Here is a 23,451-nt window from a genome sequence, read left to right on the forward strand (position 1 = left end):
GTCATGCAGAATTTGAACACCACGCTGCTAATCATCGGCGGCGGCCCTGGCGGCTATGTGACGGCGATCCGTGCCGGTCAGTTGGGCATTTCGACCATTCTGGTGGAAGGCGAATCGTTGGGCGGCACCTGCCTGAACATCGGCTGCATTCCGTCGAAGGCGTTGATCCACGTCGCCGAACAATTCCATCAGACACAGCACCACAGCCAATACTCGGCGCTGGGCATCAGCGTCTCGGCGCCGACCCTGGACATCAGCAAAAGCGTCGAGTGGAAGGACGGTATCGTTGATCGCCTGACCACCGGCGTCTCGGCGCTGCTGAAGAAGCACAAGGTCCAGGTCATTCAAGGCTGGGCGAAAGTGATTGACGGCAAAACCGTCGAAGTCGGCGACACGCGCATTCAGTGCGAGCACCTGGTGCTGGCCACCGGTTCGAAAAGCGTGAACCTGCCGATGCTGCCGATTGGCGGGCCGATCATTTCCTCCACCGAAGCGCTGGCGCCGAAAAGCATGCCGAAACGGTTGGTCGTGGTCGGTGGCGGTTACATCGGTCTGGAACTGGGGATTGCCTATCGCAAACTCGGCGCCGAGGTCAGTGTGGTCGAGGCCCAGGATCGCATCCTGCCAGCTTACGACGCCGAACTGACCCATCCGGTGTACGAAGCGCTCAAGCAACTCGACGTGAAGCTTTACTTGAAGCACAGCGTTGAAGGCTTTGATTCACAAGGCAATACATTGCAAGTTCGTGACCCGAATGGCGACACCTTGAACCTGGAAACCGATCAGGTACTGGTCGCCGTCGGTCGCAAACCCAACACTCAAGGCTGGAACCTCGAAGCCTTGAATCTGGAGATGAACGGTTCGGCGATCAAGATCGACAACCGTTGCCAGACCAGCATGCGCAACGTCTACGCCATCGGCGACTTGAGCGGTGAACCGATGCTCGCCCACCGGGCCATGGCTCAGGGTGAAATGGTTGCCGAACTGATCAGCGGTAAACACCGCGAATTCAACCCGACCGCCATCGCCGCCGTGTGCTTCACCGACCCGGAACTGGTGGTGGTCGGCAAGACCCCGGACGAGGCCAAGACCGCGGGGCTGGACTGCATCGTGTCCAGCTTCCCGTTCGCCGCCAATGGCCGGGCGATGACGCTGGAGTCGAAAAGCGGCTTCGTACGGGTTGTGGCACGCCGTGACAATCATGTGATTGTTGGCTGGCAGGCGGTGGGTGTAGGCGTTTCGGAGTTGTCGACGGCGTTTGGCCAGAGCCTCGAAATGGGCGCTCGGCTGGAAGACATCGCCGGCACCATCCATGCGCATCCGACGCTCGGTGAGGCGGTGCAGGAAGCGGCGTTGCGTGCCTTGGGCCACGCGTTGCACTTGTAAACGCGGATCAACTGTGGCGAGGGAGCTTGCTCCCGCTGGGCTGCGAAGCGGCCCCAACCGCACCACCGCGATTTACCTGATGCACCGCAGTGTCCGGTTTTACCAGTGCTGCGCACTGGAGCGGGAGCAAGCTCCCTCGCCACAAAGTTTCGAGTAATGCGGGATCGACAGCGTATTTCATGAGCAGGCTAAGAAATATGCCAATCACCCGATAGTCCGGGCTGCGAAATGGGCCCGGAATGAAGTATTGTTGTCCCCATCCAGAAAAATGTCAGAAGCCTTGAACCGTTTCGGCGGTTGTTAAGTGATAGAGGGTGTCATGGGTAACGAAAGCATCAATTGGGACAAGCTGGGTTTTGACTACATCAAGACAGACAAGCGCTATTTGTCGCACTGGCGTAATGGCGAGTGGGACAAAGGCACCTTAACCTCTGACAACGTGCTGCACATCAGCGAAGGCTCCACTGCCCTTCACTATGGCCAGCAATGCTTCGAAGGCCTGAAGGCCTACCGTTGCAAGGACGGTTCGATCAACCTGTTCCGCCCGGACCAGAACGCCGCACGCATGCAACGCAGCTGCGGTCGCCTGCTGATGCCGCAGGTGTCCACCGAACAGTTCATCGAAGCGTGCAAGGAAGTGGTTCGCGCCAACGAGCGTTTCATCCCGCCTTACGGCACCGGCGGCGCGCTGTACCTGCGCCCGTTCGTGATTGGCGTAGGTGACAACATCGGCGTGCGTACCGCGCCCGAGTTCATCTTCTCGATCTTCTGCATCCCGGTCGGCGCCTACTTCAAAGGCGGTTTGACCCCGCACAACTTCCTGATCTCCAGCTACGACCGTGCCGCCCCACAAGGCACCGGTGCGGCCAAGGTCGGTGGCAACTACGCCGCCAGCCTGATGCCGGGCTCCCAGGCCAAGAAGGCGCATTTCGCCGACTGCATTTATCTGGACCCACTGACCCACACCAAAATCGAAGAAGTCGGCTCGGCCAACTTCTTCGGGATCACCCACGACAACAAGTTCGTCACCCCGAATTCCCCTTCGGTGTTGCCAGGTATCACTCGTCTGTCGTTGATCGAGCTGGCCAAAACCCGTCTGGGCCTGGAAGTGGTTGAAGGTGACGTGTTCATCGACAAGCTGTCCGACTTCAAGGAAGCCGGTGCTTGCGGTACCGCTGCAGTAATCACCCCGATCGGCGGCATCAGCTACAACGACAAACTGCACGTGTTCCACAGCGAAACCGAAGTCGGCCCGATCACCCAGAAGCTCTACAAAGAGCTGACCGGTGTACAGACCGGCGACGTCGAAGCGCCAGCGGGCTGGATCGTCAAAGTTTGACGCGACTGACCGTTTGAACACAAAAGCCCGGCCATCACATTGAAGGCCGGGCTTTTTTTCGTCCGCGTATCGTGGAAAACGTCACTAGACTTGCCACGCGTGCAACAGCCATCAAAAGGTGCCATCAAAACCATGGGAAAACTCTGGCGAAAGTATCTGGCCTTGCTGGACACCGATTTCACCACGCAAGTGTTCGACAACATCAAAAATCTGCTGGTGTGCGCCCTGCTGTTCGCGGCGGGCACCAACGCGTTGCACAGCGATCAGTACTTGTTTATGGGGTTTCTCACCTCAAGCCTCGCCGGCTGGGGATTGATCCTGGTGTCAGCGCTACTGATGCTGCTCAGTGTCAGCGACGGCCTGCGTCGGCTGTCCAGGTTGCCGTATCACACAGCGTTTCAGATCATTCTGTTTCTGGTTTACCTGGTGCTGGCAGTGCGGGTGGTGGAGATTGTCTGGAATTTCAGGGCGTAACAGTTACAGCACAAGGTGTTTGCCAAAGCAGCTCATCCTGAGCAATCCGGGCAAACAACCACTCCACAAACACCCGTGTCTGCACCGTCACGTCCGGCGCAACACCGTAGTAATAGCGCGGCAACGGCACGCGCAACTCAGGCAACGGGCAGATCAACTGTCCGCTCAAAAGATGGTTGCCCAGCAAAGAGGTCGGGCACAAGGCAATGCCCTGTCCTTCCACGGCAGCCTGAAGCACCAGGTGCATGTGATCAAACTGCCGGGTGACCTGAGTGGCTGACAGACTTTGACCAAAATGCATCGCCCAATGGTGCCAGTCTTCGCGGCGCGCCTTGGCGGTCAGCAACGTGTGTCGGCTCAGCGAAGTGAGGTCTTCAAGTGGCAGGCGCTCGATCAGCGATGGCGCCGCGACCAGCACGAGTTCGTCTTCGAACAGCGTTCGCGCCTCAATCGCCGGAGCCCAATCGTCACGACCACGGCGAATGACGATGTCGAACCCGTCGCGTGCCTGATCGGGTGCCTGGGTTTGTGTGATCACCTGCGGCTTGATGTCCGGGTGCTGCGCAATGAAATCCGCCAGCCTGGGCGTCAGCCAAAGCACGGCAAAGGACGGACGGACATTGATCTTCACGGTAGGCAGCGAGGCATGTTGCTTGAGCGCAGCGGCAGCGTTGGCGATCTGCGCCAGCCCGGCACTGACCTGCTCATAAAAGCGCTGGCCGGCCGGCGTCAGCACCGATTGACGAATGCGCCGCTCGAACAGCAGCACGCCCAGGTATTCCTCAAGCAATTTGATGTGCCGGCTAACGGCACTGTGGCTGACATGCAGCTCTTCGGCCGCCAGGCTGAAGCTCTGATGACGAGCCGCAACGGCGAAGGCGCGAACAGCATTAAGCGGCGGTAGTTGATTGATCATGCGTCTAATTTAGTCACCTATGCGCTTTAATTAAAGCGTTTGTCACGCTCTCGTCGTCACGCCACTCTGCCAGCACGCAGCCAGCGCCATCTGACGGAGCACGACATGAACAGCTACGGACTCTTTGTACTTTTCGCCACCCTGACCATTTTGAGTCCGGGGCCTGGTGTGCTCCTGACCCTGTCCAATGCGGTGCGCCACGGTTGGACGGGGGCAGTGCCGGGCATTCTGGGGATCGCGTCGGGGGCGTTTGTCGTCGCCGCCATCAGCGCCACCAGTGTTGGCCTGATACTCAGCACCTCCGCGAATGCTTTTACCGCGTTGAAATACGCAGGAGCCGCTTATTTGTTGTACCTGGGCTACAAAAGCTGGCGCTCGGATCGTTTCGGTTCGCTGCTTGAAACGCGCCCCTCAAGCCCTGGCTACCGCTTCCTTGAAGCCGCTTCGATTCAGTTTCTGAACCCCAAGGCGGTGTTTTTCTTTCTGGCGGTGTTCCCGCAATTCATCGACACCTCGGCGCACTTCTACACCCAGTTCTTCAAACTGGTCGCTTCCTATGCCGCGCTGGTGATTCTGGTGCATGGCAGCTATGCCTTGCTCGCCAATGCCGCCAAAGGCTGGTTGTCGAGCCCGAAAGGTTCCTGGCTGGCGGCGAAAGTCTCAGGCGTGACCTTCGCCGGCTTTGGCGTGCTCATGGCCTCGTCGAGTCGCTAAGCCACAGGACTGATGATCGCGCGGCGCCTGTTCTCGGTGGACGTGGGTTGTATTGTCGTTTCCTGAATCGGCAGCTCAACGGCGAACCGGCTACTGAGCTCCTTGCGCCCCACCGCCGTCAACGCCAGCGCCCGGCTGTCCAGATCCTGTGTCACCCATTTGCGTTTGATCGCCGTTTGCAGCAACGCCGCGCCCAAGGCGCCGCCCAGGTGCGGCCGACGCATGCTCCAGTCCAGACACGGGCAGGCGAAGCGGCGGCGCAAGGTGCCGAGGTCTTTGACGTCAATTCCCAATGCTTCGAACAACGCTTCGCCGCTGTCGCTCAGTCGATAAACCTGCTCATCGGCTTCCAGCAACCACCCCGCATCGATCATCCGGTCATGCAGCAACACCGCCAACGTACCGGCCATGTGGTCGTAGCAGGTGCGCGCGAATTGCAGGCGGTCGGGGGTGCGCGGGTTGAACGTCGGCGCGACGTTCTGGCCGATCACCATCAGTGCTTCCAGGGCCTGGGCCACGCGCTTGTCCGCGAGGCTGTAATAGCGGTGACGGCCCTGAACGTGCAAACGCACCAGCGCCAGTTCCTTGAGCTTGGCCAGATGAGCACTGGCGGTCGAGGCACTGACTTCGGCAACCGCCGCCAGTTCGGTGCTGGTGCGGGCGTGACCGTCCATCAGCGAACAGAGGATTTTCGTCCGGGCCGGCTCAGCAATCGCTGCCGCCACTTGAGAGACGCCAATGTCGTGTTGTTCTGCGTTCATATTTCGCTCCCGGACGAATCAAGGCCCTTTCGGACTGGAGATAGTAGCAACACTTTTCAACCACCGATAAGGCTGCGACCCATGGACCCGATCATCGCTGCGACTCACGCCGATCCCTACCCTTACTACGCGCAACTGCGTGCCGAGGGTGGATTGGTTTTTCATCAGGGACTGAAACTGTGGGTGGCCAGCAGCGCCCGAGCCGTTGCCGCCGTGCTGACGCATGCGGACTGCCATGTGCGGCCGTCCCATGAGCCGGTGCCCAAGGCTATTGCTCAAGGCATGGCCGGCAAGGTGTTTGGTCAGTTGATGCGGATGAACGAGGGCGAACGGCAGCGTTGCCCGAGGGCGGCGATTGAACCGGGGCTGACGTTGATTGATGTGAACGAGGTCAACGCATTGGTCGGCGCCCGGTTGATTACCCCGGGCGCCGACGGGTTGTACGCGGCGATGTTTCGCGGGCCGGTCTGCATAGTAGCGGCGTTGCTGGGGTTTTCTCCGGCACAGGGCCGGGCCATCAGCGAGCTGACCGCAGACTTCGTCGCCTGCCTGTCGCCCCTCAGCGATCAAGCGCAGCTGGACGCCGCACATGCCGCGGCGGAACAACTGAAGGGTTATGTCATCGAGCTTCTGGACGACCCGAGCAATCGAAGCGCACTGCTCGCTGGTATCCGGCAGCGCTTCGCTGCCACATCGACCGATTCTGAAACCTTGATCGCCAACCTGATCGGCCTGTTCTCCCAGACCTATGAAGCCACTGCCGGGCTGATCGGTAATGCGCTATTGGCGTTGATCCGAAACCCACAGTTGGATTCGGTTCAAGTTGATGACCTGATCGCCGAAGTGCAGCGCTTCGACCCTTCGGTGCAAAACACCCGTCGCTTCGTCGCCGCGCCGTGTGAGATCGACGGCATAAGCCTGAACCCCGGCGACGTCCTCCTGGTGCTGCTGGCCTCGGCCAATCGTGATCCGCAGCTTAATGATGATCCCGATACGTTTCAGCTCGACCGCCCGAACCGTCGCAGCTTCACGTTCGGCGCGGGGCGTCATCAATGTCCGGGACAGGTACTGGCCATGAGCATTGCCAGCGTCACGCTGACTGAGATCCTGGCGATGAAACCTGCTTTGGACCGTTTGACCTGGCACTATCGCCCTTCCCTGAATGGGCGCATTCCTTTGTTCACCGACTTGCTGAATACCTGACAGACCGAGTCATCGTTCTTCGTGAGCAAGCTCGCTCCCACACTTGGTCGTCGATGTTCACAACATTTGTGATCGACACAAATCCCCTGTGGGAGCGAGCTTGCTCGCGAAGGCGGCATGACAAACGATGCATCATTTGCGGCATGCGCAACAGGCTACATCGTCTTGCGTCATTGCCTACAACTGCGCCAGAATCCGCCGGCTTGTGCGCCTTGGGGCCCGTCGGTAACTTGAATCCCGTCACTGATCGTCAGTGATCGGGTTTAGTCGCTCGGTAGTCTTCACAAGCAGCATGCACTCCATTCAGTCGGGCGTACCTACGCCTGCGCTCAATGGCAGCTGTACGCAGGGCGCCTTCGGGCGCGCCGGTAATTGCTTGTGTCCCCGGTCGACTAACCTGCGTACAGCTGCCACCCACTTGTTTAGTCGCCAGTTGGTGTCAGCATCACTTAAGGACTAACAAGCAATGTTCAAACACACTCCAAACCCTCCTGAATCGGAAGCCGAATCGGTTTCGTCCAAGACACGCAAACCCAGCACAATGTTCGCCGTCGTCCCCGACATCGATACCGAAAGCTTGCTGGCCAATGCCTGCGAATCACTGGCATCAGCCAGTGTCATGGTCAGTGATTTTGCAAACCTTCTGGAAGGCCCGCATCGCAACACAATGCTGGGGATTCAGCAGGTCATCATGCTGAGCGAACTGGCCGTGAACCGAGCGCTGGACAACATCGATCCGCAGGAGGTTTAACATGTTGATCGTTCCTACATCTATGTGGGAATGATCATAAAACTGCGCCGTTCCCAATGTAGGAGCTGCCGAAGGCTGCGATCTTTTGATCTTTAATGATTCAACTGCCGCCAAAGATCAAAAGATCGCAGCCTTCGGCAGCTCCTACGCCGACCGGGTACACCCGTAAAATCGAGCTCAGCGCATAGCGACAAGCACCATTTGTAACAACGGCCAGAGTTTCAGACTAGTCCTACATCTATCAAATGCCCTTTGATATAGCGTCCGCATCGCTTTCAAAAGATGAAACAAGGACGCTCATGGCTCGCAAAACAGACATACCCAGGGTTCAAAACCCACCATCGGGCGACGGGCACCACATCACCAGCCGCTACATGACCGCCACCGAACTGGCAGAGCGCGAGGCCAGACAAAAATCCTATGACGACATATTGGCCCGACAGCAGGCCTATGAAGACCGTTTTGTCAGGCAACCTCTGCAGCAGGATCAATCCAGCTCCATGGGTTGCGTGTTCACCAAAAGTTGCAATCTCCCCGACGGCGTAATCAACCACGACAACCCAACCGGGTTTGTCCCGGTCGAGAAACTGACCGACTACGGAAAATTCTCCCTGCTGGGTGGCCGCGAAAGGGATGCGGCGGGAAACATCCCACTCAAAAAAATCAGTGGCAGCGCGTTACCTGCTGCACTGGGAACGCTTCTTCTGGGCGGAGTTGGTGCTGCTGGTACCGGGACGGGTGCTGCTGGCGCAGGCATAGTGACGGCTGGTGTTGCAGCTGGAGCCTTGGCCGGAATGGTTGCATTGCTGTGGCCGTCGAGCTTGGGCGACAGCTCCCTGTACACAGAAGAACAGCTCAAATCGCTCAAGAAAGGCCGTACACGGGTTCGACTGCTTGTCGAGCAACAAGCTGATGGCACCTTGAAGGGTTACGGATACAACACCCAGAAGCGCCGTGACTGGGAAATGACTCCTGTAGTCCGGTTCAAAAGTCAGGGTTCTCAGCAGGTGGCTGACTTTGGTGATGGAATAACTCTGATATGGACGCCAGCGGTTGACCCATCCAGCACCTCCGAGATTCCCCCGCTAGAGGCCGCACCACAAGCACCTCATATCTGGATTTATCCGCCTACCGAACAGGCAGATAACATCATCGTCAACCCGATCTACCCGCCTGAGTACAAGGACTTCATTCTTGTTTTCCCGGCTGATTCCGGCATCAAGCCTCTTTACATTGTCTTTTCCCTGCGATTCGTTGCTGCCGGGTACCATGGAAAGACGGATACACCAGTTAAAAGTAAGGGTCCCGAGAATGGCCAGGAAGCTTTGGATAATTCGGTACAGGTAAAACCTACATCGGAACGCAGGATTGGTATTGATCCCAAAACCAACGAGTTTGTCGTCTTTGATCATACGGGAGGGGACGACTACCACGGACATGTCAGAGCATGGAATAAACTCCATCAAGATATGAAAAATGTATTGATCAAGGCAAAAAAAGCCGACACCAAGGGAAACATCCAGGGAGCTAAACAGTGAGTCTTATCTACCACGATCCGTCGATTAGCCATGACGAAGCAATCAGTCTCTTTGATAGCGGCTTAGAAAGGAACATTGTCACCGCGCTGATTTCCATCGGATTAAATGAGCAAGACAGTGCCTGGGCTCAGACCATTTGCCTGAAACATCTCGAGAGTGGTACTCAGTCGGTGGCTGCGGCAGCAATCACCGCACTCGGCCATGTAGCCCGCAGATTCGGTGAGCTTGAAATGCAAGCCGTGATGCCCGCCCTTGATTCCGTAAAAGGAAAATTCCCTGCACTTGAAGCCACAGTTGCTGACACGCTCGACGATATTGAAATGTTCACCTGACTCGCTAAATCAAAACCAGAAATCACCCTCCCAACACATAAAAACCCCACCATTTCTTCTAACAGAGATGGTGGGGTTCGCCATTTCAGCCCACCCCCAACAAATCAATCATCCCGCGTCAGCACTTCCAGCAATTCAATCTCGAAAATCAGATTTGAATTCGGTGTAATCGCACCCATCGTCCGCTCGCCATAAGCCAGATGCGCCGGCACCAGCAGCTTGCGTTTACCGCCAACCTGCATGCCCATGATTCCCTGATCCCAGCCCTTGATCACCCGCCCCGTGCCAATCACGCACTGAAACGGTTTACCCCGGCTGTAGGAAGAATCGAATTCAGTGCCGTCTTCCAGCCAACCCCGATATTGAGTGGTGATCAGCGCGCCTTTGACAGCCGCTTTGCCGTCGCCCACTTTAAGGTCGATTACCTGCAATTCATCATTCATTACATTCACTCTAGTGTGCGCTTGCCCGAACAGGGCTTCATGGGCGCCGTTTTCCCAGAAATGCGGGCAATTGGCAACTTATTCAGATAGACCCCGTCGCGATCCTTGATCGCTCATGTGGGTCCTCACGCTGGAGCAACCTATCCGGTTTCCTTCACCACGCGACCTACGGAAAAAAGGTGCCAGCAACCTGTAGCTGCGAACGCCTCGCCGCCCTTACCACAGAGCAATATCGTAGTTGAAATAGATCCGGTTACTGTCACGTCCACGCGCGAAGTCCGAACGGTAGACGTAGTTGCGCAGCTTCACGCCCACGCCCTTGAACGTGCCACTCTGGACCACATAGGCCAGTTCCGTGTCGCGTTCGGACTCTTTGATGTTGGTATCAGACTTGCCATCGTTGCCTTTGAGATAACGGGTCATGAACGTCAGCCCCGGCACGCCCAACGGCGCAAAGTCGTAACCGTAACTGAGCATCCAGGTCTTCTCGTCCTCCTCGATGAACTTGCCGATGCCAACGTTGCTGAACGAGTACACCGTCGCACCACTGATGTAAGGCAACCCGGCGTCACCGCTTAATTGTTGGTAACCGCCACCAATGGTGTGCCCCGCCACCGCGTAGGACAGTTGGCCGCTGAGCATGTCGTTATCGATTTTCGCGGCGTAGGCACGGCCCGCGTCATTGCTGTTGAAATAACGCAGGTCACCGGTCAACACCCCGGGGCCTAACGGCAGATCGTGCTGGATGCCGGCAAAATTCTGCCGATAGAAGTTTTCCAGCTCACCGTAGAAGTAACTCAGACGGGTGTTCTTACCGAGTTTGTAGTCAGCGCCGGCGTAGGTGAAATCGCCACCTTTGTCGCCTGAATAACCGTCAGGAACGATCGACACGCTGTCGGTGGAATCGCGCAGTTTGAATCGGTCCAGATGACCGCCGGTCAGGGTCAGGTTTTCGATGTCGGTACTGGTGACTTGCCCTCCCTCGTAGGTTTGCGGCAGCAAGCGCGCATCGTTGTAGATCAGTACCGGGTTTTTGGGCAGCAAAGTGCCGTACTTGAGGGTGGTCTTGGCCAGTTTGACCTTGGCCGTCGCCCCGGCGCTGGCGAACTCATCGGCGGCGCGACCGTCATCGTGTACCGGCAACAGACCGGTGCCACTGCGGCCACGACCGGAATCGAGTTTGACACCCAGCAGGCCCAATGCGTCGACCCCGAAACCGATAGTGCCGGGGGTGAACCCCGACTGGAAATCCAGCAGAAAACCCTGGGCCCACTCGGTGCGCTCACTTTTGGCGGTTCTGGCGGAGCGCGCGCTCAAACCATGTTCATCGCGAAAATTTTCATTGAAATAGACGTTGCGCAGTTGCAGCTTCAACTTGCTGTCGTCGATGAAATCACTCGCACCGGCAGTGGCCATCGGCAACACACCCAGAAGAGGAAGAAGAGCCCCGCGAGTCAGAAAGTGGGTCATGTCGAACTACTCATATTGTTGTTTTAAGGATGCACGTGACCGCGCGTCCGCCATCGGGCACGTGAAGTTTTATTAAGTGGCGAGTCAGGGGGAAATCAGGAGAACAGCGTCAAGGCACCGGTCAGCAGGGCTAAAGCTGTGACCACCAGGGAGGTGAGCACCGCCCATTTGACGGTGGCACGCTGGAAGTCGCCAAGGTCGCGATCGACCATCCCCACCAGCAACAGGGTCGAGGCCACCAGCGGGCTCATCAAGTGCACCGGTTGGCCAAGAATCGACGCCCGGGCGATTTCCACCGGGTCGATCCCGTAGGCTGCCGCCGCGTTGGCGAGGATCGGCACCACACCGAAGTAATAGGCATCATTGGACAGCACGAAGGTCAACGGCATGCTAGTGATCGCCACTACCAGCGGGAACAGATGCCCCCAGGACGGTGGAATCCAGTCCACCAGGGTTTGCGCCAGAGCGTCGACCATTTTGGTTCCGGAGAAAATCCCGGCGAAGACACCGGCCGCGAACACCAGCAGGACTACAGTCATGGCATTGCCGGAGTGCGCGAGGATGCGTTCCTTTTGAATGTCCAGTTGCGGGTAGTTGATCATCAGCGCCAGCACGAAACCGATCAGGAACAGGATCGCTGAGTGCGCCAGGCCCATGACCAGCGCGGTCATCACCGCGATCACCAGTAGCAGGTTCAAATAGGCCAGTTTCGGACGCTTGTGCGGCGTGTCTTCAAGGATCGCCTTGATGTAGCAATCGCCGCCACCGCTCTGCAATTGAGTATTGCCGATGCGTTTACGCTCGGCGCGGCCCAGCAGGAACGCGGTGAACACCACCCACGCGGCGCCGCCGATCATGGTCGGCAACAATGGAATGAAGTATGCCCCGGCATCCAGCCCCAACGCGGCAATTGCACGGGTCGCCGGGCCGCCCCAAGGAGTCATGCCGCTCATGATGCTCAACGCCAGCATTGAAATGGTCGCCAGAATCATCGGGTTCATACCGATGCGCTTGTACAACGGCAGCATGGCCGCGCAGGTGATCATGTAAGTGGTCGTGCCGTCACCGTCCAGGGCGACCGTCAGCGACAGCAGCGCAGTGCCGACCGCAATTTTCATCGGGTCGCCGTTGACCCGTTTGAGAATCTTGCGGATCAACGGATCGAACAACCCCGAGTCGATCATCAAACCGAAAAACAGAATCGCGAACAGCAGCAGTGCCGCCGACGGTGCGACCATCTTCAGGCCGTCGAGCATCATTTTGCCGGTGGTCCCACCAAAGCCACCGATCACCGCAAAGACAATCGGAACAACGGTCAACGCAACGATGGGTGACAGACGCTTGGTCATGATCAGGAACGTGAACACAACCACCATGGCCAAGCCGAGTAAGGCGAGCATAGGGCAACTCTCTTGTTGTTATGAAATGCGTGGCCGACGCGCAGGCGAACGACCCTGAGCCCGCCAGGCGACGCGATCAGCGACGCCCGGCAGCAGGCAATAAAAAAGGTTAGGTTGTTGCAGTGGTTGCGCGGTGCTAGAGGTGACCGGTGGTCCCGATGCGGTCCCAGGTTTGATCGCCGCCAGGCGCGTCTGGTTTTTTACCGTCCAGGGTATCGAGCAGGACCTGACGGTCGCAGGCGTTCTCGGAGATTGAGATCACCACCGTCGCCACGGCGTTACTTGCCAGGCTGGTCAGCGCCCGCGCCTCGGACATGAACCGGTCGATCCCGATCAACAGCGCCAAGCCTGCCAGCGGAATGTCGTGCATCACCGTGAGCGTGGAAGCGAGGGCCACGAAACCGCTGCCCGTCACCCCGGCCGCGCCCTTGGACGACAGCAACATGATCGCCAGCATGGTCAAGGTTTGGGTCAAGGTCAGATCAATGTTGCAGGCCTGGGCAATGAAAATCGCCGCCAGCGACAGGTAGATTGCCGTACCGTCGAGGTTGAACGAGTACCCCGTTGGCAACACCAGCCCCACCACACCTTTGCTGCAACCCAACGCCTGGAGTTTCTCCAGCATGCGTGGCATGACCGGTTCGGTGGAGGACGTGCCCAGCACCACCAGGAACTCTTCGCGCAGATAACGCAACAGCTTCCACAGGCTGAAGCCGTTGGCGCGGCAAATGCTGCCGAGCACCACGAATACGAAGAAAGCGCAGGCGATGTACAAGGTCATGATCAACTTCGCCAGCGAACCCAGCGAGGTGATGCCGTACTGTCCGACGGTGAACGCCAGTGCCCCGAAGGCACCGATCGGCGCGAATCGCATCAGGTAGGAGAAAATCTTGAACACCATCTGCGACGCCGCTTCCAGTACATCCAGCACTGGCTTGCCGCGTTCACCCAGGGAAGACAGGGCGAAACCGCACAGCACCGCGATAAACAACACCGGCAGTACTTCGCCTTTACTGAATGCACCGATAAAGGTGTCAGGGATGATGTGCATGAAAAACTCGACCACCCCAAGCTTCGCCGCGGACTCGGTGAATTGAGACAAGCCCGCCGTGCTCAATTGGCTCGGATCGATGTTCATGCCTACGCCCGGTTTGAACACGTAGACCGCGACCAGGCCGATGATCAGGCTGATCACCGTCAGCCCGAGAAACAGCAGCATGGTTTTGCTCAGCAAGCGACCGAGGGAGCGTTTGTCGCTCATCCCGGCGATGCCGGTGACGATGGTGCAGAACACCACCGGCGCGATCATCATTTTGATCAGCTTGATGAAGGCATCACCCAGCGGCTTGAGGGCAATGGCCTGCTGGGCCCAAAAGTGCCCGACCACAACACCCAGCAGCACGGCGCAGAGGATCTGGAAATAGAGCGATTTAACAATTTTCATGGCATCACCCATTTTTTAGAATTGTTCTGATGCAAAAACTGCAGTGACTGCGCGGGAAGACTACCCGGCGAGCCGTTGGGAAACCGGGGCATATACAAAGCCGGAAAACAGCCTTCGGGCGGTACGAACAACGGAGGCGCGGATTGTCTCACCGTTCTCACCGGTGTAGGACAAGACGACATCGATGCCGCCGCTCGGATGCTCGATTCGCACCTGTTGCAGACGCGGCCCACCGGTATTGCCGAGCATCTGCGCGACCACACTGCCTTCGCTGACACAGGCCGTGGCCAGACCGATGGAGCCGGTAATGGCCAGCGCACGGTGGCAGTTGTGCGGCATGAAGTAGCGAACCTGAATCGTGCCGCCGGCCTTGGCCTTCGATACCAGCACCGGCTTGGGGATGACCTTGTCGCTGACGTCGCCCAGCCCCATCGCCATTCCGGCCCGCAAACGAAGAGCTTCGAGGCGCTGCAGAAAATCTTTGTCGGCGTCCAGTTCGGCCGGTGTTTCATCGCCGTGTTTGCCCAGGTGACGCGCTTCGATAATCAGCATCGGCATGGCCATGTCGATGCAGGTCACTGGAATGTCGTCGAACCAGTCCTGGGTGCTGCCGGTTGGAAACAGCTTGCCGGTCTTGCTGCCCGCAGCGTCGAGAAACGTCAGTTGAACCGGTGCCGCGCTGCCAGGCACACCATCGATGGCGGTGTCGCCTTCATAGCTGACCTTGCCGTCTGGCGTCTGCACATCAGAGGTGACGAAGGTGCCGGTGTTGAGGTTGCGAATCCGCACGCGAGTCAGCTCACCGGCCGCCTTGACCAGCCCCTGCTCGATGGCAAACGGCCCGACCGCGCAGAGCATGTTGCCGCAATTGGGGGCGGTATCCACCCGACGCTGGGACACCATGACCTGCACGAACAAGTAATCAACATCGGCATCGGGATGCAACGAAGGGCTGACGATGGCGACCTTGCTGGTCTGCGGACTGCCGCCGCCGATGCCGTCGATCTCCAGTTCGTGACCGGAGCCCATCACCGAGAGCAACAGCTCATCGCGTTCTTGAATCGAAACCGGCAGATCCCAAGCGAGAAAAACCGGCCCCTTTGAGGTACCGCCGCGCATCAGCACACAAGGAATTCGTTGCATGGCCACTAACTCTTGTTAATCAATCGAGGTAATTGATGTCGTGCAAACAAGAGTGACAGGGAAGTAATTGTGTTTCCAATGCAAAGATCAGAGCGATTATTGCGTTTCACAAAAGAAAGTTTTACCGTGATTCAGCGCCCTCCTCCGACGAGATAGAACATGGAATATGAACTCCAGGACATCCGATCTTTCGTGAAAATCGCCGAACTGGGGAGTTTTCACGAAGCTGCCGACGCACTGCATCTGTCGCAACCAGCCTTGAGCCGACGGATAAAAAAACTTGAGGAGGGTTTGGGGACCACGTTGCTCGACCGAACCACGCGCAAGGTCAGCCTGACCAGCGTCGGCCGCGATTTCCTGCCCAAGGCTCGCCGATTGCTGGATGACTTCGACGATTCGATCCTGAACATCCGTGAGTTGGCCGAACGGCAAATCGGCCAGGTGACCCTGGCCTGCATTCCAACCGCTGCGTTTTATTTCCTGCCGTCGGTGATTCGTCTTTATAACGAGCGCTACCCGAAAATCCGCATCCGTTTGCTCGACCTCAGCGCCAATGAAGGGCTCGAAGCGGTGCTGCGGGGGGAAGCCGACTTCGGCATCAACATGATGAGCGGCCAGCACCCGGACATCGAATTCGTTTCACTGGTCAACGAGCCCTTTGTCCTGGCCTGCCGCCGGGATCATGAACTGGCCCGACGGACGTCCGTGACCTGGTCAGAATTGAGCGATTACCGGTTGATCGGCGTCGGGCGCCTGAGCGGTAACCGCATGATACTGGACCACGCCTTGTCGGGCCTGAGCTGGCGTCCGCAGTGGTTCTATGAGGTGCAGCATTTGTCCACCTCGCTGGGTATGGTCGAAGCCGGTCTAGGGGTTTCCGCCATGCCGAGCCTCGCAATGCCGGCGGCGGATCACCCGACACTGGTGAGCATTCCGCTCACCGATCCTGTCGTGAACCGGACACTCGGCCTGGTATACCGTCGGGGCGCATCACTATCGCCAGCGGCGGAGAAATTCGTTTCGATCCTGCTCGAACAATGGCCCCACTAAGCCGTGAACTCGACCCGCAATCTCCTTACTGACTGAACGGACGCCAGCCTTTATCCTGACGCCCCGCTGAAAATCGGGCGAGCGCCACTCTCGCCTGCCACACCCTGGAGTTTCGCCATGCCCCACGAAGGCAACCTGTTGCAAGCCGCTGTCGTCTTTTTATTCGCGGCGGTGCTCACCGTCCCCTTGGCCAAGCGCCTGCAACTTGGGGCAGTGCTGGGTTATCTGTTTGCCGGGGTGATCATCGGGCCGTCGGTGTTGGGCTTGATCGGTAATCCGCAAAGCGTCAGCCACATCTCCGAACTCGGGGTGGTGTTGTTGCTATTCATCATCGGCCTTGAGCTGTCGCCGCGACGTTTGTGGGTGATGCGCAAATCGGTGTTCGGCGTGGGCCTGGCGCAGGTGCTGCTGACCGGGTCGGTGATTGGCGTGCTGGCGTTGTTCGTGTTCGGCCAATCCTTGAACAGTGCCATCGTGCTGGGCCTGGGCCTGGCGTTGTCATCCACCGCGTTTGGCCTGCAAAGCCTGGCCGAGCGCAAGGAACTGACCAGCCCGCATGGGCGGTTGGCGTTCGCGATTTTGCTGTTCCAGGACATCGCCGCGATCCCGCTGATCGCGATGGTGCCGCTGCTGGCCGGCGGCGATCACACCAGCAGTGCCGCCGATGATCTGAACCATGGTTTGCGGGTGCTGGGCAGTATTGCGGTGGTGGTGATCGGCGGGCGTTATCTGTTGCGACCGGTGTTTCGCGTGGTGGCCAAGACCGGTCTGCCAGAGGTGTCCACGGCCACCGCGTTGCTGGTGGTGATCGGTACGGCGTGGCTGATGGACCTGGTCGGCGTGTCCATGGCACTCGGCGCGTTCCTCGCTGGTTTGCTGCTGGCGGATTCCGAATACCGCCACGAACTGGAAGCGCAGATCGAGCCGTTCAAGGGCCTGCTGCTGGGGCTGTTTTTCATCAGTGTCGGCATGGGCGCCAATCTGAGTTTGCTGCTCAGTGCGCCAGTCGCGGTGCTGGGGCTGACCGTGCTGCTGATCGCGATCAAGTTGCCGCTGCTGTTTGTGGTCGGTCGATTGACGGGAGGTTTGGGCAAGGTCAATGCGATTCGTTTGGGGATTGTGTTGGCGGCCGGTGGTGAGTTTGCCTTTGTGGTGTTCAAGATCGGCCGGGATCAGGGTTTGTTCGAGCCGCGTCTGTACGACTTGCTGGTGCTGACCATCACCCTGTCGATGGCGCTGACACCGCTGTTGCTGCTGGCCTGCGCACGACTGGTCAAGCCGAAAGTTCAACCGGTGGAAGTGCCGCAGAAGTTCCGCGAAATCGACACCGACACACCGCGTGTGGTGATCGCCGGCATGGGCCGTATGGGGCAGATCGTGGCGCGGATTCTGCGGGCGCAGAACATCAAGTTCGTCGCCCTCGACACGTCGGTGGAAACCATCGAACTGTCCCGCAGCTTCGGCGGCGTGCCGGTGTTCTACGGCGACCCGATGCGCCCGGAAATCCTCAGTGCGGCCAAGGTCGAGCAAGCGGAGTTTTTCGTGATTGCCACCGATGATCCAGACACCAACATCAAGACGGCCGAGGTGGTACACAAGCTTTATCCGCACATCAAAATCATCGCCCGCGCCCGTAACCGTCAGCACGTGCACCGGTTGGTGGATGTCGGGGCTCAGGCGGTGCGGGAAACCTATTACTCCAGCCTGGAAATGACCCGGCGGACCCTGGTTGGACTAGGGCTGACCCAGGCCCAGGCGGATGCGCGGATCAAGCGCTTTACCCATCACGATGAACAAGTGCTGGAGGCCCAGCACGCGGTGTATGACGATGCGGCCAAGGTGATGCAGACCGCTCAGGAAGCGCGGGCGGAACTGGCAAAACTGTTTGAGTCGGATCAGTTGGAAGAGGAAGCGGGTAAGGTTTGAGGTGAACCTGATAGCCTCTTCGCGAGCAAGCCCGCTCCCACATTGGGTCTATGTCAGCCACAAAATTTGCGGCTGACTCGGTCAATGTGGGAGCAGGCTTGCTCGCGAAGAACGATAACGCGCTATTCCTGGCAAACCCGATTATCGCTGACGCTCGTTGACACCCACACCAGAGCCCCCCGGCAGCATGCGCGTGAGCGTGTTATCGCGGACCCAATAGTGATGGAACAACCCCGCCGCTGCGTGCAAACCAATCAACCAATAGCCGGTGCTACCGAGCAATTCATGCCAATGCTTGAGTTGCTTGGCCAGATCGGGATCAACCGCAACCGGCGCCGGCAAGAAAAAGCCGAAATACGGCATCGGCTTGCCCCCGGCGGCCAGCATCAACCAGGCCAATAGCGGCGTAGCGATCATCAGCCCATACAGCGCCAGGTGCATGAGGTGCGAGACGCCCGTCTGCCAGGTGGGCGGGGCCGGGGTAATCGGTGGCCGAGGCGTGAGGCGCCCGAGCAAGCGAACCCAGACCAGCACAAAAATGCTCAACCCGAATAAGCCGTGCAGCCCCAGAAACAGGCCCTTCAGGGCATGTCCACGGGGCAACAATCCTTTGATCTCGATGCAACCATAAACACCGACGAATAGCGCCAGCATCAGCCAGTGCAAGGTGATCGAGAGTTTTCCATACCGGTGTACTGCTGAATCTCGGGTCATACGGGGCCTCGTGAAGATCAGTGGCGGCTGCCGACTCATTTCGTACAGCCTGGATCCGGTTTCGTCGAACCGACCGGCACCACCCTGCCCGTCCAGTCTTAAGACAATCTGAAGGTCCACCTTCAGACTCCGTTAAGAATTGCCTTTGATACTCCTCCCAAACTTACTCAGGGAGGCGTTCTTGCCCATGCCCGATTTCGACTGGAACATCCCTCTGCCCCTGCACTTCGGCCAAGCCGAAACTCCGCAGATGAGTCTGGCCAGAGCCTTGCCGGACGATCCCCAGCGTTCGGCTTTCGAAGCCTTTATCCAGCAACGTTTTCGAAAGGCCCACGGCGCCGACATCCGCCAATTCATGCCGCAGCTGTTCGGCATGAGCGATGCGTCAGGGACGCTGTGCGCAGTGGCCGGCGTACGACTGGCCAGTGCCGAACCGCTGTTTCTGGAGCGTTATCTGGACGAGGCGATTGATCCGCTGATCAGCGACGCTGCCGGCCAACCCGTGGACCGGGCCGGTATTGTCGAGGTCGGGAACCTCGCCGCCAGCGATACCGGCAGCGCGCGCCTGAGCATCATCGCCATCACTTACCTGCTGGCCATGGGCGGGCTGGAATGGGTGGCCTTCACCGGCAACATCGGGCTGGTGAACAGTTTTCATCGCTTGGGCTTGAAGCCGGTGACGCTCTGCGCCGCCGATCCTGCGCGGCTGGGCGACGACCGTCACCTCTGGGGCAGTTATTACGAGAGTCAGCCATGGGTGCATGTCGGCAACATCCGCGCCGGTTTCATCCATTTGCGCAACATCGGTCTGTTCAATCGCCTGGGGTTGCCGACGTCCCTTGAGGAGTCCAGCCATGTCGCCTGAAATGGAGCGGTTCAAACAGACCCTGCGCAGTCATGCCGAGCGCAAGACCAACGCCATCGCCTTGTGGGGCGATCAGTTGAAACTGGACTACGCCACGCTGTACGCCGAGGTCATGTATCGCCAACAGCGTCTGCGCGATGAGCACGTCAAAGTGGTCGCGCTGGCCCTGGACAATGGCACCGAGGCGATGCTCTGGGACCTGGCCGTACTGTTCGAAGGCCTGACCTGTCTGACGTTGCCGCCCTTTTTCAGCCCGGCACAACGCAGTCATTGCCTGGAACAGAGCCAGGCCGAACGGGTGATTGCCGAACCGGAACTGGAAGCCGAACTGCAGGCGGCCGGCTACGAGAGGACCGGCGAATTCTGGTGTCGCACCTTCAGCGGCCCAAACCGGATACCCGAAGGCACCGCCAAACTGACCTTCACCTCAGGCACCACCGGCACACCCAAAGGCGTGTGCCTGAGCGCCGAGAGCCTTTTGCGAGTGGCCCGCGAGCTGGATCAGGCAAGCAAACCCACCGATCCACGGCATCACCTGGCGCTGCTGCCCCTGGCGATTCTGCTGGAAAACCTCGGCTGTTATGCCGCGCTGTATGCCGGCGCGACCTTGAGCGCACCGAGCCAGAAAACCCTGGGCATTCAGGGTGCCAGCGGTGTCGATGTGCCGCGGCTTTTGGGTTGCCTGGCCATCCGCGCACCCGAGAGCTTGATCCTGGTGCCGCAGTTGCTGCTGATGCTGGTCAGCGCCGCCGAGCAAAAAGCATTCAACCCCCAATCGTTGCGTTTTGCCGCGGTCGGCGGAGCACGGGTTAGCGAAGAATTACTGCATCGCGCCCAGCGCATCGGCATTCCGGTTTACGAGGGTTACGGGTTGTCGGAATGCTCGTCGGTGGTGTGCCTCAATCGCCCGGGCGCGCGCCGCCCTGGTAGCGTCGGCCGGCCCCTGCCCCATGTCGAGATTCGCCTGGCCGACGATGGTGAAGTGCTGGTCAAGGGATCGACCCTGCTCGGCTATCTGGGGCAAGCACCCTTCAGCAATGATTGGTGGCCGACCGGCGACCTCGGCGAGTTCGACCCGGAAGGTTTTCTCTACCTCAACGGGCGCAAGAAGCATCAGTTCGTCACCAGTTTCGGCCGCAACGTCAATCCGGAATGGGTCGAGGCCGAACTCACTCAGCGTCGCCACATCGCTCAGGCGTTCGTCTACGGCGAAGCGATGCCAACCAACCACGCCCTGCTCTGGCCGCATCGGCCGGACTGCACCGATGAAGAATTGGCCGCCGCCGTGGCCCAGGCCAACGAGGCCTTGCCCGATTACGCCCAGGTTCATCACTGGACCCGTCTCGATCAACCGTTCACCGCCGCCAACGGCTTGCTGACCGCCAATGGCCGACCACGCCGCGACGCCATCGTCGAGCGTTACCGGGGGCAGCTCTCTGACTCCGTTTTTTCCGAGGAATCCGCATCATGAGTTTTTTCGACACCCTGCAAGAAGCCACCCAGCAAGAACGCCACGAGTTGTTCAACCTGCCGATCATCCGCGATGCCCTTGAGGGCAAGGTCAGCGTGGACAGCTACCGCGCCTTCCTCGCCCAGGCCTACTACCACGTGCGCCATACCGTGCCGTTGATGATGGCGTGCGGCGCACGTCTGCCGCAGCGACTGGAATGGCTGCGCAAAGCGGTGTGCGAGTACATCGAGGACGAATACGGCCACGAGCAATGGGTACTCGACGACATCGAGGCCTGTGGCGGCGACAGAGAGGCGGTGCGTGACGGTCGTCCATCGCTGCCAATCGAATTGATGGTCAGCTTTCTCTACGACCTGATTGCCCGAGACAACCCGGTGGGCCTGTTCGGCATGGTCAACGTGCTGGAAGGCACCAGCATTGCCCTGGCCACCCACGCCGCCGGCAGCATCCGTGAACGCCTGGCGCTGCCGGAAACCGCCTTCAGCTACCTGAGTTCCCACGGCTCGCTGGATATCGAACACATGCAGACCTACCGCCGACTGATGAACACACTCGAAGACCCGGCGGATCAAGCCGCGGTGATTCATGCCTCGAAGGTCGTTTACAAGCTTTATACCGACATGTTCCGCGGCCTGCCCCGCGATGGGGAGAACCTGCATGCAGCTGCATGAAGCCCGTGTGGTTTTGACCGGAGCCAGCGGCGGTATCGGCCTGGCCATCGCCAGTGCCCTGTGTGCCAGAGGCGCGCGGGTGTTGGCCGTGTCCCGGCACCGGGAGTCGCTGGAGCCCTTGCTCGAAGGTTACCCGCTGCACCTGTGTTGGGTCGGCGCTGACCTGACCGTCCCCGGCGACCGACACAACGTGCTGGCCGCGGCCGAAGCCATCGGCGGCATCAACCTGCTGATCAATGCCGCCGGGGTCAATCACTTCGCCATGCTCGAACAGCTCGATGACAGCGAGATCAATTCGATGTTGGCGGTGAACATCAGCGCGCCGATCTGCCTGACCAAGCTTTTGCTGCCGCTGCTCAAGCAAGCCGAGAGCGCCATGGTGGTGAACGTCGGCTCGACCTACGGCTCCATCGGCTACCCCGGTTACGCCAGCTATTGCGCCACCAAGTTTGCCCTGCGCGGTTTCTCCGAAGCCCTGCGCCGGGAACTGGCCGACACTCGCGTCAGCGTGCTCTACGTCGCCCCCCGGGCGACCCACACCAGCATGAACAGCCCGGCAGCCCAGGCGCTGAACGATGCGCTCAAAGCCAATGTCGACGATCCGCAAACCGTCGCCACGGCGGTCATCCACGCGATTGCCGGTGACCGGCGCGATCTTTACCTGGGCTGGCCGGAACGCTTTTTCGTTCGCCTGAACAGTCTGTTGCCGCACCTGGTGGACCGTGGCTTGCGCAAGCAATTGCCGCTGATCCGTCGCCTCAGTCAGAAGCCCGATAACGAGAGCCTCAAACCATGAAAAAAATCGTCACGTGCCTGCTATTCGGGGTGTTGAGCCAAAGCGTCTGGGCGCTGGACGCCGCCGATCAGCAGCGCCTCAATGGCATTCAGCAAAGCTGGGCGCACATCCAATACGAATTGCCCGCCGAACAGCGCACCGCGGCCTTCGAAAAGCTCGCGACCCAGGCCTCGGCGTTCACCCTGGAACGCCAATCCCTGGCCGAAGCGTGGATCTGGTCCGGCATTGTCACCAGCAGTTGGGCCGGAGCCCAGGGTGGCCTCGGCGCCCTGAGCAAAGCCAAGGCCGCCAAAGTCGATCTGGAAAAAGCCCTGGCCATTGATCCCAAGGCCCTCCAAGGCTCGGCCTATACCAGCCTCGCGGCGTTGTATGATCGCGTGCCCGGCTGGCCCCTCGGTTTCGGCGATGCCGACAAGGCCGAACAACTGTTAAAGCAGGCTTTGCAGCTGAACCCGGCCGGCATCGACAGTCTGTACTTCTGGGGCGATCACCTTTACCGTCAAAAGCGCTATGGTGAAGCCAAGGACGCACTGCAAAAAGCCCTGCAAGCGGCACCGCGTCCTGGCCGGGAAAGCGCCGATGCCGGGCGCCGCAAAGAGATCGAAGCGTTACTGGTGGACGTGAACAAGAAACTCAACTGACAG

23 protein-coding genes are annotated in these 23,451 nt (G+C 59.2%); 15 read left to right on the forward strand and 8 right to left on the reverse strand.

The window, feature by feature from the left end:
• Nucleotides 1–3: 3 nt before the first annotated feature.
• From lpdA to ACZ3HH_RS11910, 3 genes are all read left to right on the forward strand, one after another.
• Complete coding sequence (lpdA, locus tag ACZ3HH_RS11900) at nt 4–1,386, forward strand: dihydrolipoyl dehydrogenase (protein WP_465804768.1); 1,383 nt, start codon at nt 4–6, stop codon at nt 1,384–1,386.
• A gap of 319 nt (nt 1,387–1,705) precedes the next feature.
• Complete coding sequence (locus ACZ3HH_RS11905; protein WP_465804770.1) at nt 1,706–2,725, forward strand: branched-chain amino acid aminotransferase; 1,020 nt, start codon at nt 1,706–1,708, stop codon at nt 2,723–2,725.
• Nucleotides 2,726–2,857: 132 nt separating this feature from the next.
• A complete protein-coding gene (locus ACZ3HH_RS11910) occupies nt 2,858–3,199 on the forward strand; it encodes a hypothetical protein (RefSeq protein ID WP_465804772.1) in 342 nt (113 codons plus the stop codon).
• On the opposite strand, the gene ACZ3HH_RS11915 is transcribed toward ACZ3HH_RS11910, so the two are convergent.
• Nucleotides 3,189–4,115 carry a LysR substrate-binding domain-containing protein gene (locus ACZ3HH_RS11915; protein WP_465804774.1) on the reverse strand — a complete coding sequence of 309 codons (927 nt, stop codon included), beginning with the start codon at nt 4,113–4,115 and terminating at the stop codon, nt 3,189–3,191. The genes ACZ3HH_RS11910 and ACZ3HH_RS11915 overlap by 11 nt on opposite strands.
• A gap of 105 nt (nt 4,116–4,220) precedes the next feature.
• Here ACZ3HH_RS11915 and ACZ3HH_RS11920 point away from each other — a divergent pair, with 105 nt between their 5' ends.
• On the forward strand, nt 4,221–4,829 hold the full coding sequence (locus ACZ3HH_RS11920) for a LysE family translocator (protein WP_465804776.1): 609 nt from the start codon (nt 4,221–4,223) through the stop codon (nt 4,827–4,829).
• Here ACZ3HH_RS11920 and ACZ3HH_RS11925 read toward each other — a convergent pair.
• Nucleotides 4,826–5,590: an ArsR/SmtB family transcription factor gene (locus ACZ3HH_RS11925; RefSeq protein WP_465804778.1), complete on the reverse strand. Its 765-nt coding sequence runs from the start codon at nt 5,588–5,590 to the stop codon at nt 4,826–4,828. The two genes, ACZ3HH_RS11920 and ACZ3HH_RS11925, sit on opposite strands and share 4 nt — an antisense overlap.
• Nucleotides 5,591–5,671: 81 nt before the next feature.
• On the opposite strand from ACZ3HH_RS11925, the gene ACZ3HH_RS11930 reads away from it, so the two are divergent.
• The 4 genes from ACZ3HH_RS11930 to ACZ3HH_RS11945 all read left to right on the forward strand — a co-directional run bounded on the left by ACZ3HH_RS11930 (nt 5,672) and on the right by ACZ3HH_RS11945 (nt 9,414).
• Nucleotides 5,672–6,793: a cytochrome P450 gene (locus ACZ3HH_RS11930; RefSeq protein ID WP_465804780.1), complete on the forward strand. Its 1,122-nt coding sequence runs from the start codon at nt 5,672–5,674 to the stop codon at nt 6,791–6,793.
• A 466-nt stretch (nt 6,794–7,259) separates the two neighbouring features.
• The gene (locus ACZ3HH_RS11935) at nt 7,260–7,544 is read left to right on the forward strand and encodes a DUF6124 family protein (RefSeq protein WP_465804782.1); all 285 of its coding nucleotides are present in this window, start codon (nt 7,260–7,262) and stop codon (nt 7,542–7,544) included.
• A gap of 299 nt (nt 7,545–7,843) precedes the next feature.
• Nucleotides 7,844–9,082: an S-type pyocin domain-containing protein gene (locus ACZ3HH_RS11940; RefSeq protein WP_465804784.1), complete on the forward strand. Its 1,239-nt coding sequence runs from the start codon at nt 7,844–7,846 to the stop codon at nt 9,080–9,082.
• Complete coding sequence (locus ACZ3HH_RS11945; protein ID WP_195840088.1) at nt 9,079–9,414, forward strand: hypothetical protein; 336 nt, start codon at nt 9,079–9,081, stop codon at nt 9,412–9,414. The genes ACZ3HH_RS11940 and ACZ3HH_RS11945 overlap by 4 nt, the downstream gene beginning before the upstream one ends.
• A 104-nt stretch (nt 9,415–9,518) precedes the next feature.
• On the opposite strand, the gene ACZ3HH_RS11950 is transcribed toward ACZ3HH_RS11945, so the two are convergent.
• From ACZ3HH_RS11950 to ACZ3HH_RS11970, 5 genes are all read right to left on the reverse strand, one after another.
• Nucleotides 9,519–9,857, reverse strand: coding sequence for an FKBP-type peptidyl-prolyl cis-trans isomerase (locus ACZ3HH_RS11950; RefSeq protein WP_465804787.1), 339 nt, complete (start codon nt 9,855–9,857; stop codon nt 9,519–9,521).
• 216 nt (nt 9,858–10,073) lie between these two features.
• Nucleotides 10,074–11,327, reverse strand: coding sequence for an OprD family porin (locus tag ACZ3HH_RS11955; protein ID WP_465804788.1), 1,254 nt, complete (start codon nt 11,325–11,327; stop codon nt 10,074–10,076).
• A gap of 95 nt (nt 11,328–11,422) precedes the next feature.
• Nucleotides 11,423–12,727 carry a CitMHS family transporter gene (locus ACZ3HH_RS11960; RefSeq protein ID WP_465804790.1) on the reverse strand — a complete coding sequence of 435 codons (1,305 nt, stop codon included), beginning with the start codon at nt 12,725–12,727 and terminating at the stop codon, nt 11,423–11,425.
• Nucleotides 12,728–12,863: 136 nt separating this feature from the next.
• Nucleotides 12,864–14,183, reverse strand: coding sequence for a C4-dicarboxylate transporter DctA (dctA, locus tag ACZ3HH_RS11965; protein WP_465804792.1), 1,320 nt, complete (start codon nt 14,181–14,183; stop codon nt 12,864–12,866).
• 48 nt (nt 14,184–14,231) lie between these two features.
• The gene (locus ACZ3HH_RS11970) at nt 14,232–15,314 is read right to left on the reverse strand and encodes a 4-oxalomesaconate tautomerase (protein ID WP_465804794.1); all 1,083 of its coding nucleotides are present in this window, start codon (nt 15,312–15,314) and stop codon (nt 14,232–14,234) included.
• A gap of 159 nt (nt 15,315–15,473) precedes the next feature.
• Between ACZ3HH_RS11970 and ACZ3HH_RS11975 the strand changes: the two genes are divergently transcribed.
• Both ACZ3HH_RS11975 and ACZ3HH_RS11980 read left to right on the forward strand, forming a co-directional pair.
• Nucleotides 15,474–16,364: a LysR family transcriptional regulator gene (locus ACZ3HH_RS11975; RefSeq protein ID WP_465804796.1), complete on the forward strand. Its 891-nt coding sequence runs from the start codon at nt 15,474–15,476 to the stop codon at nt 16,362–16,364.
• Nucleotides 16,365–16,481: 117 nt separating this feature from the next.
• Nucleotides 16,482–18,290 (forward strand): monovalent cation:proton antiporter-2 (CPA2) family protein, encoded by a 1,809-nt coding sequence (locus tag ACZ3HH_RS11980; RefSeq protein WP_465804798.1) that lies wholly within the window; start codon nt 16,482–16,484, stop codon nt 18,288–18,290.
• A gap of 141 nt (nt 18,291–18,431) precedes the next feature.
• On the opposite strand, the gene ACZ3HH_RS11985 is transcribed toward ACZ3HH_RS11980, so the two are convergent.
• Nucleotides 18,432–19,004: a cytochrome b gene (locus ACZ3HH_RS11985; RefSeq protein ID WP_465804800.1), complete on the reverse strand. Its 573-nt coding sequence runs from the start codon at nt 19,002–19,004 to the stop codon at nt 18,432–18,434.
• Between the two features lie 187 nt (nt 19,005–19,191).
• Here ACZ3HH_RS11985 and ACZ3HH_RS11990 point away from each other — a divergent pair, with 187 nt between their 5' ends.
• The 5 genes from ACZ3HH_RS11990 to ACZ3HH_RS12010 are packed head-to-tail and all read left to right on the forward strand — an operon-like array spanning nt 19,192 to nt 23,448.
• The gene (locus ACZ3HH_RS11990) at nt 19,192–19,869 is read left to right on the forward strand and encodes a thermostable hemolysin (RefSeq protein ID WP_465804802.1); all 678 of its coding nucleotides are present in this window, start codon (nt 19,192–19,194) and stop codon (nt 19,867–19,869) included.
• Nucleotides 19,859–21,340: an AMP-binding protein gene (locus ACZ3HH_RS11995; RefSeq protein WP_465804804.1), complete on the forward strand. Its 1,482-nt coding sequence runs from the start codon at nt 19,859–19,861 to the stop codon at nt 21,338–21,340. Before ACZ3HH_RS11990 ends, ACZ3HH_RS11995 begins: the two co-directional genes overlap by 11 nt.
• Nucleotides 21,337–22,011 carry a TenA family transcriptional regulator gene (locus tag ACZ3HH_RS12000; protein ID WP_465804805.1) on the forward strand — a complete coding sequence of 225 codons (675 nt, stop codon included), beginning with the start codon at nt 21,337–21,339 and terminating at the stop codon, nt 22,009–22,011. Before ACZ3HH_RS11995 ends, ACZ3HH_RS12000 begins: the two co-directional genes overlap by 4 nt.
• Nucleotides 21,998–22,807: an SDR family oxidoreductase gene (locus ACZ3HH_RS12005; RefSeq protein ID WP_465804806.1), complete on the forward strand. Its 810-nt coding sequence runs from the start codon at nt 21,998–22,000 to the stop codon at nt 22,805–22,807. Before ACZ3HH_RS12000 ends, ACZ3HH_RS12005 begins: the two co-directional genes overlap by 14 nt.
• The gene (locus ACZ3HH_RS12010; protein WP_465804808.1) at nt 22,804–23,448 is read left to right on the forward strand and encodes a tetratricopeptide repeat protein; all 645 of its coding nucleotides are present in this window, start codon (nt 22,804–22,806) and stop codon (nt 23,446–23,448) included. Before ACZ3HH_RS12005 ends, ACZ3HH_RS12010 begins: the two co-directional genes overlap by 4 nt.
• Nucleotides 23,449–23,451: the final 3 nt, after the last annotated feature.

The sequence above is a fragment of the Pseudomonas sp. PME37.24/025 genome, from assembly GCF_055556615.1.